Raw genomic sequence first — 15067 nt, 5'->3', positions numbered from 1 at the left:
CCATAGGACCGGGAAGGCCCGGCCCGTCACTATTATAAATCAAATAAACCGCCCATAATATCCGCAAGGTCAAACCATATAAAATCGTTAACTTGTGTATCCGTCGGGATCTCCCCGGCAAAGGTATTTTCGATTATATCCATTGCTTCGTTCTCCCGGCCCTGCTTTTCAATTTCATCTAGCACCGGAATAGCACCGGACCACGAATTATTATAGAGATCATAAAATCCATCACGTTCCACTGTCATTACCATTGTTTTTCCTTCCCTTCTTGTCCTGGGACCGGGAAGGCCCCGGCCCCGTATACCATTAAACACGCATAAATTCATCTAAGTATTGACGATGGTTACGACTCATAAAATAGGCCCGGCCTGCTGCCGTATAGCGAATTTTTGACGTTGCTTTTCTTGCCTTGTCCTGGCCTTCAATCCAATAAGAAAAACAAATTTTATCGTCTATATCATAGATAACACTATGTATTTGAATTCCTGTAAAAGCACTGTCAGCTTTTACCGCTATAACGTTGTTATTATTCACTGTTAAAGCCTCCATAAATTAACAATTGACTATTATAATTAACACGCAAGGTAAAAAAATATAAATCTATGCTACACTAGGAAAATATTTTGTTACCAATGTTTTTGGTAAGTATCCGCCTTTTTTATAATCTTTATAGGCGGTATAACTACGACAATAACCACGATAATTTTTATGTGTTGAGAGTTTACCTTTGCCAAAAAGCTGCAATTTTGCATGTTTATTACCGTAGCATTTTGCCATTGCTTTTATGATCTGGCGATTACGACGGCGAACCTTTTTGGCCGGTTCCACCTTTTCCGGTTCCGTGGTTGGTTCAACGTCGGTAGCCGGTTCCGGTTCGGTGTATTCTTCTTTATATTCGGCTACATGGTTCTTTGCTGCTTTATAGTTTTCATTGAATTCAGCTTTAAACACGCGCAAGTCAATCCCGCGGATATCAGCACCGCAATGAACACGGATCACACCGTCAATATAGGTTACATTTTCATCATAGAGGGCTTCAAAATACTTTGCTACGGCCTCCATGGTTGCAACGTCATCTTTTGCGCTTGCTTCGATTGAAAAGCCCTTGTCAAAAATTTTTCCTTCATCATCACGCCATACAAAATATGTTTTTTTCATTGCGATAACCTCTCTCCATTGTTCTACACTGTTAATATCGGCTTGTCATTGGTCAACCCTACTTTGCCTGCCCCGGCTTTAATCCCTCCCCTTTTACAGTTACGGCGATAAGTCCCGGCGCTATCGGTGTTTTGTTGTTGTCCCTCTGACAGTTATTATATTACGCTTGTATGGGTACAAAGTCAAGCACTATTTTTTCAAAAAGTCACTTTTATTATCATGTGTGCAGCGCGGGCCCTTGCGTGGCGCGGGCTTACAGTGTTAAAAAAAATTAATACATAGTATAGTCATATACAAAAACCTTCAATATAAAAGAAAAAACAAAGTTATACATAGTATGGCAGGATGGGAGATCATACAAGGGCCTCTTTTGTCCTGGGATGGCTGGGAGGCGCTAGGATTATACGCAGAATATACGCAGAATTATGCAGGGAATAGGGAACAATAGCAAAATACCATACCACGGATTTATACGGCCTTATGGGGCCTGCAAGGGCCTTCTATGTGTTGATAGGTATAATTACATAGGCAAGGGCTTAAATGGCCTCTATGGGGTTTGTATGGCCTTTTCCGGGCCTTTTCCCGGAAAAAATGGACGTTTTACCCTATAAAATGTGACTATATACATATAAAGTCACATAGCAGGGAATAGGCGCGGGGCCTTGTGTGGCGGGGGGGTCCCGGCTTTTCAGCGTCGCCGCGTGTTTGGCGTTTGTTCCGGCGGGGCCCTTCCTGGGAAAAATGGGGCTGCCTTGTCCTGGCAATGGGGCCGGGGTGCGAAAAGGGCTTCCAATGCCGATTTTTCTGGGGTTCCGGGCGCGGGCATAGTCCCAAGTTCGTAACGACGCCATTTCCAAATTTTTTCATAGCAAAACCAGCGTCAGCCCTTGCTACATAAGGCTTCCTGGGGTGTGATACAGAAGAAATATACATAGGTTACCATAGAAAACCAGTGTGAAGCCTTGTCCCATAAGGGTTCATAGGAGTGATACATAGAAAACCATAGCTGACCAGACAAAAAGCATAAAGGACCAGGCATACTAAGGCCCGCGAAGGCGATACCAGGGGTGCAAAGAATCTGACCAGAGAGCATTTGTGGATCTAAAGGCCAACCAGAGAAAAATTTTCTCCATATTTCTCCATAGGTATATACATAGAATACCAGAGCATCACTTGGGTGCTTCTGGAAATACCAAAGCCCCGCCGAAGGCCCTCCGGAGCTCCCAAGAAAAAATTTTTAAACTTTTTTTCAAAATAGGGTTGTGAAAAGTGTCGATTTTCATATTATATATGTACGGGGGGTAGGGGGGTAACATAGTATATCATTGAATCCAGTGGTTTGAAGTTCGCTTCGCTCACTTGGTATTCGCTTCGCTCATACCTATACCACTTTTATCCTTGGTACTTACTTAGGAGTTACTTAGTTATCATAGAATACCTAAGCAACCATAGTTATACATTGAATGACCAATATATTTCAGTGTTGACAATATAGATTAACAAGAGTACAATATATTTGTCGGTGTGAGCCGAAGGGGTTCCCGGTGGCATACGTTATTTCGCTGCCTGGTTCCTATCCGCTGCCTGCGGTATATAAATTGCCAGTGTCGCATAGCTGATGCAGAGAATATGCGGGGCCTCCCTGGTCTGTTCGGTGCTATTGGGGAGTTACCAAAGGGGTTGAAAAGCGCTGCAAGACCTCGTTAAGCCTAAAGCGAAAGCCATGGTTAAAAATAGGGCGCGGAGGGTTAATCGCTTGACTGCCACGATAACGGTGGTGGGAAGGGTTCATAGTCTTGCCGGGGAAACCTGGGACAGTCTGGGGCGTAATTGACTGATAGGCTATGGCTGACCGATGATTTCATTGGTTGGCAGGAGCACCACGGATACGGATACCTCGGAATGACGGAAAGTATCTACGGACAGTCTAATCTATCTCCTTTGCAGGGGATAGTCTGCCCGAAGCCGTTTCCTGGAAATCAAGAAAGTATAACCTGGGAGCCAGGAAAGTCAATAGGTTTCTTAAAAAAGAAGTGTAGCTACCGTACCTAGTTTGCCACAAGAGAACAAGGGTTCATAGAGCATTACAGATAGGTGTTCGCACTAGTAGCTGGTATGTTCGATGTTCCTCTGCTCGTGGTCTAAAAACCTTATACGACAACTAAGGGCTGCAATGAGTTGTAGGTTTGATTGCAGAGGTCTTGCCCGTGGCCTAAACGGGAATGGGGCGCAGGCCCCTTTTATGGCGGGATAGTTTAACGGTAGGAACACTGCGATTCCAGCAGAGGTAAAGGTTCGACTCCTTTGACTGCCACATGAAAATATACGACATTATACCATTGTAAAGGTATACAGTTATAACGGTGTAATGGCGTAAATGTATAAGAATAGGCATAGTACCTGCGGGGAGGTGCCGGGGAGCATAGCTGCGGCTGGTGCTCCTTTTTTAATACAAACAAAATAAGGAGTGTTTGGTATGGCAAGGAATCATCCTGCGCCACCACCGGGAAACAAAGCCCCGGACCGGCTGCATACCAACGGGGCCATGGGTTCCCTGGTAGAACAGTTCGGTCTGTGTGAACTGGTTCGCGATAAGCGACTAAAGGGCAAGAGTTACCGTGACATCACGAAGGAAATCAACGATGGGAACTTGATTCCCAACGGCTACAAGATTTCCCATAACTCAATTGCTCGGTGGTGCAGGGACAATGGCCTTGGCGGTGACATGACCGCGCCCACCGATGAACAGGTGGTAAACGTCTATGGAACCAAGGTCAAGGCGCTGAATCTCGTAAACAACGCGGTTGACATTATCTCGGTTGAGCTCGATGAACTGGACCGGAGAGTGGGTAATGGTGATGTAGAGGTTTCAGATTTGAAGCAGGTCATTGATATGCTCGACAAAATGACGCTGCGGCAACAAACGCTTTCCTCCGAGATCGGAGCGATCCAGGAGAAAGTGTACTGCTATAAGACCGTGGAAAAAGCAATGAATATCATCAACGATATTCTTCGAGTACGTTTAGACAATGAATCTTATGAAGAAATTATGAAGGCGTTCCGTGAGAATCCAATGCTGATTGAGTCGCTGCGGAAGATAGCGCCGAGTAATTTGTAAGGGAGAACTCAAAAATGAGCATGGAAGAAAAAGAGCGCCATCCGCGTCACGTCAAGAAAGCCAAGGACCTTCGCAGACATGTAAAGGACCGGGACGATAAGCGGTGGGCGAGAAAAGAAATTTTCAATCACAAGACACGATGAACAATGAAGTATCTATGTTTGGCTCTGGCATCTTTGATGATGTCCGGAGTCAGAAAATAGGCCCTTTGCGGTGGTACGTCGCAAATGACGTATGCGAGGCCCTGGATATCCATAATAGTCGCGATGCGGTTTCCCGGTTAGATGCCGATGAACGCAGGATGATAACCATGGATACGCCTGGTGGCCCCCAGAAGATGAACGCAGTAAGCCTTCCTGGTATTTACCGGTTGATTTTCAGCAGCCGGAAGGGAACGGCCAAGGAATACCAACGGTGGGTAACGCATGATGTGCTTCCGCTGGTGTCCCAGGATAGCCGACATGAGATTGCCGTGGATAGCGTTGGTAAACAGTTGGATGACCTAAAGGATTTGCTTATGCAATCTGGAGTGGTCAAGCCCTTTGTAAATCCGCGTTATACCTTTGATAATCTCATGTCTCGGTATATCGGTGCGGTTCCTGGCAACAGACCGAGGGATTTCTATGATGCCATTGGTGAGTGGTTTGGAATTACAGTTCCATATTCTTCGGCAATCAATATCACGGTCAAGGAATGGCTTTTGGAGCATGTGCCTATGGAGGTAATGACAGAGTTCGTGGTTGGTATTGAGTCCAAAACGATTATCCGGAGTCAGACCGGGCGGTGGGTGTCCCTCAATGGTGTCTTTGGTAATACTGTGGAATGGGAACGGATTAAAAAGGAGTTCGGTCATAAATGTGCTTATTGCGGTAAAGAGCATGTGGCTCTTATCCCGGAGCACCTGGTTCCTCAATCGGTGATGGCCAAGGTGTCCCCGGAACGAGTTGACCTCATAGAGAACATTGTCCCGGCTTGTACTGATTGCAACGGAGCCAAGGGGCTTATCCCATTATCAGATTGGTATCCGAAGCATCCAGGCTATACCAAGGCTCGGTTACGGAAAATCCAAGAGCATTTCCGTAAATACCATTTAAAGTAAGGTGATTTCATGGCAAATGCAATGAGGCAGATTTTTGGTGGTTCACTTCGTAGAGAAGGGGATAACCAAAGTATGCGTGACATTTGCGCCCATGATTTCAAGCGGTTCTGCGAGTATTATCTCGCAGATTCTTTCAAGTCAGAGTGGTCCGAGAAATTCCACCTTTGGCTGATCCATAAGGTAGAAGATGTAATCCTTAATCATAGCGATGAAGAAACCAGGAACGTTGTGGCTGCCCCGCGTGGCCATGCGAAGTCAACTCTGATTTCATTCGCGTTTGTACTCTGGTGTGTTTGCTATGGTTACAAGCGCTTCATCGTGATTATATCCGCGACGGGGCCGGTGGCAAAGCAATTCATCATTGATATTCGTAACGAATTGGAATTCAATGAGCGAATCAAAAATGATTTCGGTGAAATGAAGAATGATGATATCTGGAATTCCAACGAAATCTACACGAGAAACAAAGTATTTCTCACGTCGAAAGGCGCAGGAGCACAGATGCGCGGCATGAAATTTAATAGTACGCGCCCGGATCTGGTAATCCTAGACGATTTAGAAACGGCGGAGCAGGTGGCTAGTCCATCGCAGAACGCCTCACTAAAACAGTGGTTCAATTCTGATGTGATGCCTATGGGGTGTCCAACGTGTTCCTTCTTTTACATTGGTACAGTGCTTTCATATGATGCGCTGCTTTATCATATGCTGAATGATGGGGAGTATTCCTCCTGGGTGCGCAAGACGTTCCAGGCGGTCATTAAGTTTTCCGATAGTCCGCTATGGAGTGAATGGGAAAATATAATGACGGACTTAACCCGTGGTGACCATGCTTATTCAGATGCTATGGCCTTCTACCGGAAGCACAAGGAAGAAATGCTGGCCGGTACGGAAGTCCTTTGGCCGAACCAGCGCCCAGATATGTATGAGCATTTGATGGAGCGCAGGATAGCGTCCGAGGAAGGGTTTGCCAGCGAGTTCCAAAACGATCCACAGACCGAGAATACACGGACGTTCAAGACAGAGTGGTTGGAGAATAACCGCTACGTTGATTGTCCGGAAATCAAAGAGGTTTGCATTGCGATTGATCCGGCCATCGGTGGTAAGCGCATGAACGACTTTTCCGCTATTATCGCGGTGGCTCGGTGTTCTGACAATTACTTCTATGTATTGGACGCTGACCTCAAAAAGCGGAGGCCGGAGGAAATCATAGAGGACGCAAAGGCGATAATCGCTAAGTATTATCCGCATAATCCGAAGATTGTCTGTGAAACGAACCAGATGCAGTTGTTTTTTTCTTCGACTTTGCAGCGTGAACTGGTGCAGGCAGGGATTTACCTTGACTGGATTGACGTATGCCATACCAATGGCGATAGCAAGGCTGCCCGTATCGAGAGCCTGGTTCCCCATGTTCGGCAGGGACATATCAAGTTTAAGGCCGGGCAGAAGATATTACTTAGTCAGCTTCGGAATTATCCAAAGGGCCATGATGACGGCCCTGATTGCTTAGAAATGGCATTGAAGCCATTGCTTGAAACATCGGTAGCAAATTTCTCCTTTGGCAGCATTGATGCCGGAGGAAGCAGAATGAATATGAATAAAAACAGGAACCGAATGGCAAATACGCCCTTCGGTTTTTTTAAATGAGGGGGTGAGAAACATTGTTTGACAACGTAAAAAAGTTTTTGGCAAGCAAAGGTCCCCTCGCTAGGCTCCTTCCAAACCAGATGTACATGAGTTGGATGCCACGGGATAATAAGCGCAAGTCAGTGCTCCCGAAAAATCCCACGGTAAGGCAGTTACGGAATTTCAGTCGTGATCCAATCGTGCGGAAGGCGATAACCATTGTCCAGGATTCCTTGGCCCGGCAGCCGTATACCATTGATGTGATTGGTGGCCGGGGAAAGAAAATCCGGGAGATTGCAGCGGTACAGAATTGCATTGAGCATCCTAATCTTGTGGATAGCCGTAGTTCGTTCACGAAGCGGCTTTTGGATGATGCCATGGTGCTTGACGCTATGTGCGCAGAGGTGGCCAAGGCGCGGTCCACGAAGCACCCTGTATACCTTTATCCGGTGGATGGTTCGACGATTCAGATGGTGGTTCCATACGATTACACGGACGATAACGCAGTACGGTATATGCAGCAGCAGGAAGATGGCATGAAGTATTTCACGGCCAAGGACATTGCTTATATGCAGCGGTCCTACTTCACATATCAGCCCTATGGCTTATCTCCGATTATGATGGCTTACCAGTATGTGAGATTTTACCTGGACTCCATTGAGCAGGCCAACGAGAAGGCCACCAACGCTACGGCAGAGTTCTTGATTTCCCTGGGTGAAGGAATCAACTCCGAACAACGAGAGAAATTCATCGAATACATGAAGAACGATATCGAAGGCACTGGACGTATCCCGGTTGTGGCCGGTTCCAAGTCTGTGGAAACCAAGCAGATCAAGGCAATCAACAGTGATGGCCTGTATTTGCAGTGGCTTGAAAAGTTGACGCAGATTGTCGGTGTGGCCTTTGGCATCCCACCGGAAAAACTTGGTCTGGTCATTGCAAATGACAGGAGCACCGGTGAGGACCAGGAAAACGCTATGACACAGGAACTCATTAAGCCCTATGCAGCGATGATGGAGGACCTGTATAACAACTATGTGATTGCCAACATGGGCCTTGGCGGTGTACTGAAATTCCGATATATCTTCGAGGATTCTGAAATGCAGAAATCCGTAAAATCCAAGCGTGTGGTGGATGAATACTACAAGGGAGTGCTTACGGAAAACGAAGTCCGCAGAATCATGGGCTACGAGGAAAGCACCTCTGATTATGCCAATATGACCTACCCGGAGAAAACGGCGAATATCAATGTTGACCTTGGTATTGCTGGTGGATTCAATGGGAACGGAAATATAAAGGATACTACTAATACAGAAGGGGGTGATAGCAACGAAAAAGACAAAGATTGAAGCATCGCTCTCTAATGTTGTGATGTCCACGGAAGCACACAAAATGGTAATTACCGGCTGCATTGCTACGATTGGCAAGGCATCGTCTGGTTCGCCGTGTGGGGCCGGTGGTAAGCTCGTAGCATTTACGCAGGAGTCTGTGGACGCCTGCGCACAGTCCTTTGTAGGGATGCCGCTGAATTGCGTATATCCGAGTTGGTACGAGGATACGGAGGATTTATTCACGGACCACGGCAATGTGAACATCGGTTATATCCGAGAAGTTCATGCAGAAGGCGAAAACCTCATGGCTGAAATCGTTGTGTGGAAAGAGAAATATCCGGATGAAGCGTACATGATCCTCAATGGCGCTGGTTCCCTGGGTTTCTCCTTGGAATGGTATGCAACGGCCACCCATGAGGACGAGGAAGTTATTTATATGGACAAATTCGAGGGTTGTGGTTGTGCAATCCTTTGGCAGAACTGTGCAGCTTTCAGTGACACGTTCATTGAAAAACTGGCAGCAGCAAAAGCAAATAGGAGTGATGTGGAAATGACGAAAGAGGAAAAGGACGCACTGGTAAAAGAGATTGCGGCTTCTGTGGCTGAATCCATGGAGCAGCGCATTAAGAGCATCGAGGAAACCCAGGGCGAAATCAAGGCTTCTCTGGAAGCACAGGTATCCAAAGAGGATCTGGACGATATCAAGGCATCTATTGATAAAGTCAAGGCTGCCGCAGAGCAGGCCAAGAACGACGTTGACGCAATCAAGGCAGCAGCCGAGGAAAAGGGCGAGGGCGAACCGGAAGATGGCGAGGAAGGCAAAGAGCCGGAACCGATGAAAGGTTCCAAAGAGGAAATCCCCACTCCGAAGGCTGGTCAGCATGTAGCAGGCAATCCGCTGGTGGGCGATGATGACCGGGAAGCTAAGATGGCCGAAATCAAGGCATCTGCAATGAGTCCCATGGACAAAATTAAAGAGATTACGAAACTTCGTATGCAGGGCTAATCCTTCGGGATTGGCTCTTTTTTAGAAAGGAATGTGATGTGAAACATGGCTAGAGAAAAATTCGCAGCGGCTATGGCTACCGGTATGGACGGTACGCTGATTAAGTCCGCAGGTAACCCGGTGACCGTATACAACGAAGATCATATGCTCGTTGTTGGTGACTATGATTCTGTGCTCCATGATTATCTGAAACGTGACTTCGCCATTGGTCTGAAAGTGAACTCTGTCCGGGCAAAAGGTTACCCCCACACCTGGAATGAGCAGATGGCAATTCCGGAAAACACGGTAGCCATTGATCCCCGCGCGGGCTTTGGCACGAAGGAAAATCCGTCCTACCGTCCGAAGGCTCTGGACAACGATTATAAGCGTGATAACTGGAAGCAGGCTTTTGCGCGTGCATATGCTACTGGTATCCGCTATGACTTCTTCACCCGCCAGATGGAGAAGAACTACGGTACTTTCGAGGATCTGACTACGAAAGATTACAATGACATGTTTGTTGATTTCGCTCGTAAGACTTCCAATGACTTCTGGAACGGCAAGACGGCTCTGGATGCAACGGACTCCTTCGAGTATTGCGGTGTGCTTTCCCAGATTACCGATGTAACTCCGATTGCCGATAATACTACGATTTCCGATGCTCTGAATACCAAGATCGCCAATCTCATGGCCCGTCTTGATTACAAAGGCCAGCCGAATGTCATTGCGATGAACCATGCCACCTACGATGTGCTGGTAAAAGAGGAACAGAAACGCCAGATTTACCATCGTGAAATCGAGGCTGAAATCCTGCCTGGCGTAAAGGTGACTGGCTTCTACACTCCGATGGGTGTTCTGCCGATTGTCCTCACTCCGTTTATTAAACCGGAAGTCGATGAAAAGACCGGCGCAGTAACGCATAAGATTGTCGCACTCAATACGGAAATGATTGACCGTATCTGGTTGTTCAATGATGGCCCGCAGGTTTACGAGATTGCTAATCCGGAAACCCCGCTGGCAAATGACCGTCTGCTGACGGACAAGTTTGTACTGGATTTCTCCAACTACATCGTACACGGAGCACAGACCGGCGCACACTTCATTCTGACTAAGACCGTTAATCCCACGGCTTAATCCATGCCTTTCAAGGGAGGGCGCGTGAGGAGTAATCCCACGCCCTTACCAAAATACCCTACCCTTGAAGGGCTTAATTAGGGCATGAGATTGATGGGGGGTGAGAGCATGGCAGCTAAGAAGAAAACAGAGGCCGAAGTTACCGGGTATGAGGTAGCAGAGGCATATAAGAAATGCAGGTCTTTCCTGGCAAATTCTGTGGAAATCCCCATTAAAGATGGGAAAGTTAATGTGTCTACGGAATTTGCGGAGCATCTGCGCAAGGAGGGGTATATCAAGTGACATACATTACCGAAGATGAACTCACGAAGTATTGCGGTTTGACCGTTGGTGTGACCATGGATCACATCGAGGCAGCAAGTGTCCTCATTGACGCATATAAAGGCTGCTCTTTTGGTCCGGTGGAATATACAGAACGAGTTGACTTGACTTATCGCAGGACTACCGAGGAAACCCGTGGGAAGCTGATTCATTATCCCAGGATATCCATAGATAAGGTATCTGCGAAAACCCGCAGCCCTTTTGGTACTGATTCTTTGGAGTTGGAACCGGAGTGCTTAGAGTTCGATGGCGATACGTCGCAGTATTTCTCCTTCTACATGCCCCGGTCCTTGATGTTCCGGAGCACGCCTAAGTTTATCACGGTGAAGTATACCAGCGGATATCCGGAGGTTCCGGAGGACGTAAAACGTGCCTGCGGGATTCTCGCCTGCAATATCAAGCAGATGGGCGGTATTTTGCGGTGGAAGTCCCGTGATGACTATGATATCAAGGTTACGCTTGGTAATGACGGTGTTATGACCGAGGAAGTAAAGCGGATTCTGGACGGGGTGCAGGTGCAGTGAATGTCTTACAGTTCTATGCGGACCGCCTGGAACCGCTTACGTTCCGTGATAAAACCGAGAAAGCCTTGGTGCTTCGCCGTGGTAAGTCTATGGCTCCAAAGACTATTGCTGATGGCAAGGTTATAGTAACCAATACAGACACAGAGATTACCGATGGCGAGCTAATTACCCGCGAGGTGTCCGGCGAGAAGTTCCTTATCATTGCAAAGCAACGGTCCGCCGATGCAGTGCAGATGCAAGGGCGACGGATCAACGGATATATCGAGGTAATCAAGTTTGAGGACATTTATGAGGACTATGAACTGATTGAACAGAGACCAGTGACTATTGCCGAGAATGTCCCGGTAAATTTCTCTGATATATCCGCAGCGATGAAGCAGTATGACGCTGGTATCCTGCAAACGACGGTAAAAAAGATCATCATGCAGCCGAACATTGATATTGACCTCCTATATCGAATCAGATTGAACGGGAGAAACTATAACGTGGTAAACGTAGATACGGCCAAGTATGTAAATCTTTTTGAAGTCCAGGTATCCGAGGATAACCGCTAATGAGTGAACTGGCGAATGTGATGCAGAAAACGGCGAGGGGGATCATGGATGATATCCGGTCTGACTGGTCAAAGCATAAAAGGCCAGAGGGCAACGCCGAGATTGACTTTCATATAGTCAAAGATGATTACGATGTTGTGCGTGGTGAATACGTCGCGAGCGGCCAAAAGATGTGGATTTTGGAACACGGCTCCGGCTCAAAAATGGATAATGCAAAAGAAAACCCGGATTTACCGGCTTATAAACGTAGTGAGTTGTGGAATAAAGAGCGTGGAAAGCCACCTGGTAACGATGAAAGCGGCACAGAAATCCGCACCCGTGGCCCTTATCAGGACTTAGATGGAAATTGGCATCAAGGTTCTTCCGCAGCTATGCCTCATGGTTTAAACCTGGAATGGCAAACGGCTGGCGGTGGTAAACCATGGGCCAAAGTACGTCCCATTGAAGGTCAGCATATTGTCAAGGAAAATGTCACCGCTTCTTCTGGTAAATCGGCAAGGATAGCCGTAATGGAAGATGATATTTTCAATGCGCTGGGGGCTATGGCTGACAGATATATTATGCGAGGTGAACCAAAGTGAACACTTTTCAATACACAGAAAAGCTGGCTAATGTGCTCACCAGCGACGAGGATTTACAAAGATACCTCAAAATAAAAAGGCCGGAAAATGATGCTTCATTTTGTCCGGCGAAAGACAAGAATTTTTCTTTGAAGTTCCGCAGAAGGGACCAAGAAGTAGACGAATATGAACCAAAGGATTTGAATTTCATTGCGTTTTATTTTGTCGATGCAAGCACCACGAAAAATGCTTATATGAATAAGGGAATTCTAAGAATTGATATTTATACGAAAAACCGGTCAGAAGTCGGTAACATACGAGAGAGAATTGTCTACCTTATGCACGAGTATTTTGACGAGCGAGTTTGCTCCGAAGGACAGAAAACCTCTGGAATCAAAGATATATTTAAATACCGATTGGAATTTATGCCATTGGTATTCAACTAAGAAAGGAATGTGATGTATAACATGGCTAATCTGAACAACATTTTAGGTAAAGGCTTGTTACTCCATGGTATCGGCAAAGGTGTTCTGAACACTGTTTCCGGTAAACTCCTGGAACTGACTACGAGCCAGAGCATGAAGCTGAACGTCAATGCGACTACCGAGGACCAGTACGGTGGTGATTCTCTGTTCCCGCTTTACACTTTCATCAGCAAGAAGGAAGGTAACATTGAGATTACCAATGCGGAATTTTCCCTCTCGCAGCTTACGGTAGCCCAGGGCGTTAATTTGCAGGCTTCCGGAAATAAGCGCACGAATCGTGTTTTGCTGACCACGGAATCTACGGAACTTATGAAAGGCGAAACTCTGTCCGGTGTTGAAGTCATCGCAATTCTTGGTCCGGACGGTGCAAAGTCTGACAAGGTAACTGTAAGTGCTGACGGTAAAGTAACTTTTGCCGAAGGTGCAGAAGCAGGCGAATATGCAGTATGGTACAAGGCTGACGATGCTTCCGCAGTGCAGGCTTCCATGCTGAAAAACGCAATGCCGGAAGTCGCTACGTTCAACTGGATGTTCCAGACGGAATCCAGCGACGGTACTAAGTACCAGGTTGATATCTATGCTCGTCGTGTGCGTTGCGATGGTAAATTCGATATTGAAACGGCTCGTGATAAGGCATCTACGCCGCAGCTTACGGTCAATATCCTTGATCCTGGTGATGGTCACGATGACTTTGCAGTTATCACGGTTTCCAAGGTGGCTGACTAAGGAATGGGGCTTGGCTTTCGTAGCCAGGCCCGTTTTTCTTATATTGCACCATTGTAATGGTGTAATTGTATAGCAGTGTAATGGCGTAATGGTACACAGTTATACAATTATACCATTGTTAAATTATGAAATTATTGACTTTTACGGCGCGAAGTGATATATTAAACGTAGCTAAAAATTCGTGGGTATACATATGTTACCCAAAAGAAAAAGGCCCCGCTAGTGGTGATGGACTAGCATGGGGGCCTTTTTTGATTGGTGTCTGGCTAATTACCACACATGGTATCGGCTACATACCTAACCAACGCAAGGCAACTTCGACAATTATGCCGCCGATAGCACTTGCTAACACCGAAAGCCAAAATTCGTGAGTAAACATATCGTTCCCTCCTTCCTCGCCGGATTAACCCTTGATGGAAGGTTGTGGCAACTTAATAAGTATAACATATTTTAGACACCTGTGAGGTGTCTTTTTTCATTTATAGGAGTTGATTGTATGGAACAGGAAGAAAATAGTGTATCTGTTTATCGGACTGTCCGTGATAGATACGGAAAAAAGCACAAGGTATTCAGCGCGAGATTCAAAGATATTCAAACGGTAACCGATTTTACGACGAAGTATGATCCGGGCTCTTTTGCCCTCTATGCTATGGCCCCGGTTATTGGCGAAGATGGCGAAGTAGAAACCCTGCCGGATGGGAGGATAAACTTCGATAATGGCTTTGCTGATGATGTGATGGAAATCGTAGAGTTAGCATTGGATTACCGGGAAACAAAGGAACAGATTAACGAATGGTTGGACCTAGAAACGGCAGCGCAGATTGTGGAATTGCTTCTTGGTTTATCCACCTTTAAAAAAAAACAGAAATAAAGAAGGGCGAAGAAACTCATTGGCGTAATCTTTTTGCGTCCTTAGTTAAAAACACAAGCCTCACAATGGAGGATATCGAGAATTTAAGGATTAACCAGATGGAAGATTTATTGCTTGGCCTTAGCGAAAATGCAGAAAAAGAACAAGCGGAATTAAACGGTGATTCTTCCGGAGAAGTTTTGGAAGGTGACGATGCTATCCGGGCATTACTTGGCGAATAAAAAAGGCACGATGTTAACCATCGTACCTTTAGTTCGTCACAGTATTTTATCAGTAAGCTCCATGGCATCTGAGAGAGTATTACGGACAATTTCAATAACGTCCTCGTAGTCATCATTGGTGCCGTTTTGGTTGAGCAAAAAAAGAATTTGCTCGGCTCCGATAAGTTTACCCTTAATTTCATTTACAATTGCGACGTTATTCATGTTTTCCATGAGAATCCCTCCAAGAGAATAAAAAATATTTGTGCTTCCTATGTCCTTTACCGCGTTGCGGTTTTTCGGTTGAGCGCAAGGGTACAAGGCCACAGTCAGCAATTTGAAATACCCCCCGCATTTTTTATATGCCGGGTTCAT

19 protein-coding genes are annotated in these 15067 nt (G+C 46.3%); 15 read left to right on the top strand and 4 right to left on the bottom strand.

The annotated features are described in order from the left end of the window. Positions 1 to 32: 32 nt before the first annotated feature. From SELR_RS17100 to SELR_RS17090, 3 genes are all read right to left on the bottom strand, one after another. Positions 33 to 254: a hypothetical protein gene (locus SELR_RS17100; RefSeq protein WP_014426134.1), complete on the bottom strand. Its 222-nt coding sequence runs from the start codon at positions 252 to 254 to the stop codon at positions 33 to 35. A gap of 55 nt (positions 255 to 309) precedes the next feature. Continuing rightward, positions 310 to 537 (bottom strand): hypothetical protein, encoded by a 228-nt coding sequence (locus SELR_RS17095; RefSeq protein ID WP_014426133.1) that lies wholly within the window; start codon positions 535 to 537, stop codon positions 310 to 312. Between the two features lie 66 nt (positions 538 to 603). Continuing rightward, positions 604 to 1161, bottom strand: a complete 558-nt coding sequence (locus SELR_RS17090) for a hypothetical protein (protein WP_014426132.1) — start codon at positions 1159 to 1161, stop codon at positions 604 to 606. Positions 1162 to 3637: 2476 nt separating this feature from the next. Here SELR_RS17090 and SELR_RS17080 point away from each other — a divergent pair. The 15 genes from SELR_RS17080 to SELR_RS19425 all read left to right on the top strand — a co-directional run bounded on the left by SELR_RS17080 (position 3638) and on the right by SELR_RS19425 (position 14713). Next, positions 3638 to 4279 (top strand): hypothetical protein, encoded by a 642-nt coding sequence (locus SELR_RS17080; RefSeq protein ID WP_014426130.1) that lies wholly within the window; start codon positions 3638 to 3640, stop codon positions 4277 to 4279. A 14-nt stretch (positions 4280 to 4293) separates the two neighbouring features. Further along, positions 4294 to 4422: a hypothetical protein gene (locus tag SELR_RS19430; protein WP_014426129.1), complete on the top strand. Its 129-nt coding sequence runs from the start codon at positions 4294 to 4296 to the stop codon at positions 4420 to 4422. A 65-nt stretch (positions 4423 to 4487) separates the two neighbouring features. Beyond that, positions 4488 to 5378, top strand: a complete 891-nt coding sequence (locus SELR_RS18175; RefSeq protein ID WP_014426128.1) for a BRO-N domain-containing protein — start codon at positions 4488 to 4490, stop codon at positions 5376 to 5378. 72 nt (positions 5379 to 5450) lie between these two features. Further along, positions 5451 to 7022, top strand: a complete 1572-nt coding sequence (terL, locus tag SELR_RS17065) for a phage terminase large subunit (RefSeq protein ID WP_231848215.1) — start codon at positions 5451 to 5453, stop codon at positions 7020 to 7022. Between the two features lie 86 nt (positions 7023 to 7108). Then, complete coding sequence (locus SELR_RS17060; RefSeq protein WP_231848218.1) at positions 7109 to 8350, top strand: phage portal protein; 1242 nt, start codon at positions 7109 to 7111, stop codon at positions 8348 to 8350. Beyond that, positions 8322 to 9338, top strand: coding sequence for a TolC family protein (locus SELR_RS17055; protein ID WP_231848217.1), 1017 nt, complete (start codon positions 8322 to 8324; stop codon positions 9336 to 9338). Before SELR_RS17060 ends, SELR_RS17055 begins: the two co-directional genes overlap by 29 nt. A 45-nt stretch (positions 9339 to 9383) precedes the next feature. Continuing rightward, positions 9384 to 10451 carry a hypothetical protein gene (locus SELR_RS17050; protein ID WP_014426124.1) on the top strand — a complete coding sequence of 356 codons (1068 nt, stop codon included), beginning with the start codon at positions 9384 to 9386 and terminating at the stop codon, positions 10449 to 10451. 108 nt (positions 10452 to 10559) lie between these two features. Next, a complete protein-coding gene (locus tag SELR_RS19000; RefSeq protein WP_014426123.1) occupies positions 10560 to 10733 on the top strand; it encodes a hypothetical protein in 174 nt (57 codons plus the stop codon). Continuing rightward, positions 10730 to 11296, top strand: a complete 567-nt coding sequence (locus SELR_RS17045) for a hypothetical protein (RefSeq protein WP_014426122.1) — start codon at positions 10730 to 10732, stop codon at positions 11294 to 11296. The genes SELR_RS19000 and SELR_RS17045 overlap by 4 nt, the downstream gene beginning before the upstream one ends. Continuing rightward, entirely contained in the window at positions 11293 to 11850 is a 558-nt protein-coding gene (locus SELR_RS17040) for a hypothetical protein (protein ID WP_014426121.1), read from the top strand. The genes SELR_RS17045 and SELR_RS17040 overlap by 4 nt, the downstream gene beginning before the upstream one ends. Next, the gene (locus SELR_RS17035) at positions 11850 to 12431 is read left to right on the top strand and encodes a hypothetical protein (protein ID WP_014426120.1); all 582 of its coding nucleotides are present in this window, start codon (positions 11850 to 11852) and stop codon (positions 12429 to 12431) included. The genes SELR_RS17040 and SELR_RS17035 overlap by 1 nt, the downstream gene beginning before the upstream one ends. Beyond that, positions 12428 to 12856, top strand: coding sequence for a hypothetical protein (locus SELR_RS17030; RefSeq protein WP_014426119.1), 429 nt, complete (start codon positions 12428 to 12430; stop codon positions 12854 to 12856). The genes SELR_RS17035 and SELR_RS17030 overlap by 4 nt, the downstream gene beginning before the upstream one ends. Positions 12857 to 12877: 21 nt before the next feature. Next, complete coding sequence (locus SELR_RS17025; RefSeq protein ID WP_102013529.1) at positions 12878 to 13621, top strand: hypothetical protein; 744 nt, start codon at positions 12878 to 12880, stop codon at positions 13619 to 13621. A 496-nt stretch (positions 13622 to 14117) separates the two neighbouring features. After that, positions 14118 to 14492: a hypothetical protein gene (locus SELR_RS17020; protein WP_014426117.1), complete on the top strand. Its 375-nt coding sequence runs from the start codon at positions 14118 to 14120 to the stop codon at positions 14490 to 14492. A 98-nt stretch (positions 14493 to 14590) separates the two neighbouring features. Next, a complete protein-coding gene (locus SELR_RS19425; protein ID WP_014426116.1) occupies positions 14591 to 14713 on the top strand; it encodes a hypothetical protein in 123 nt (40 codons plus the stop codon). A 36-nt stretch (positions 14714 to 14749) separates the two neighbouring features. Here the strand turns inward: SELR_RS19425 and SELR_RS18995 are convergent, their stop codons facing one another. After that, entirely contained in the window at positions 14750 to 14926 is a 177-nt protein-coding gene (locus tag SELR_RS18995; RefSeq protein WP_014426115.1) for a hypothetical protein, read from the bottom strand. Positions 14927 to 15067 lie beyond the last annotated feature (141 nt).

This window comes from Selenomonas ruminantium subsp. lactilytica TAM6421 (genome assembly GCF_000284095.1).
In the GTDB taxonomy this organism is placed as follows: Bacteria; Bacillota; Negativicutes; order Selenomonadales; family Selenomonadaceae; genus Selenomonas_A; species Selenomonas_A lactilytica.
This window is presented reverse-complemented; position numbering and strand designations above follow the sequence as displayed.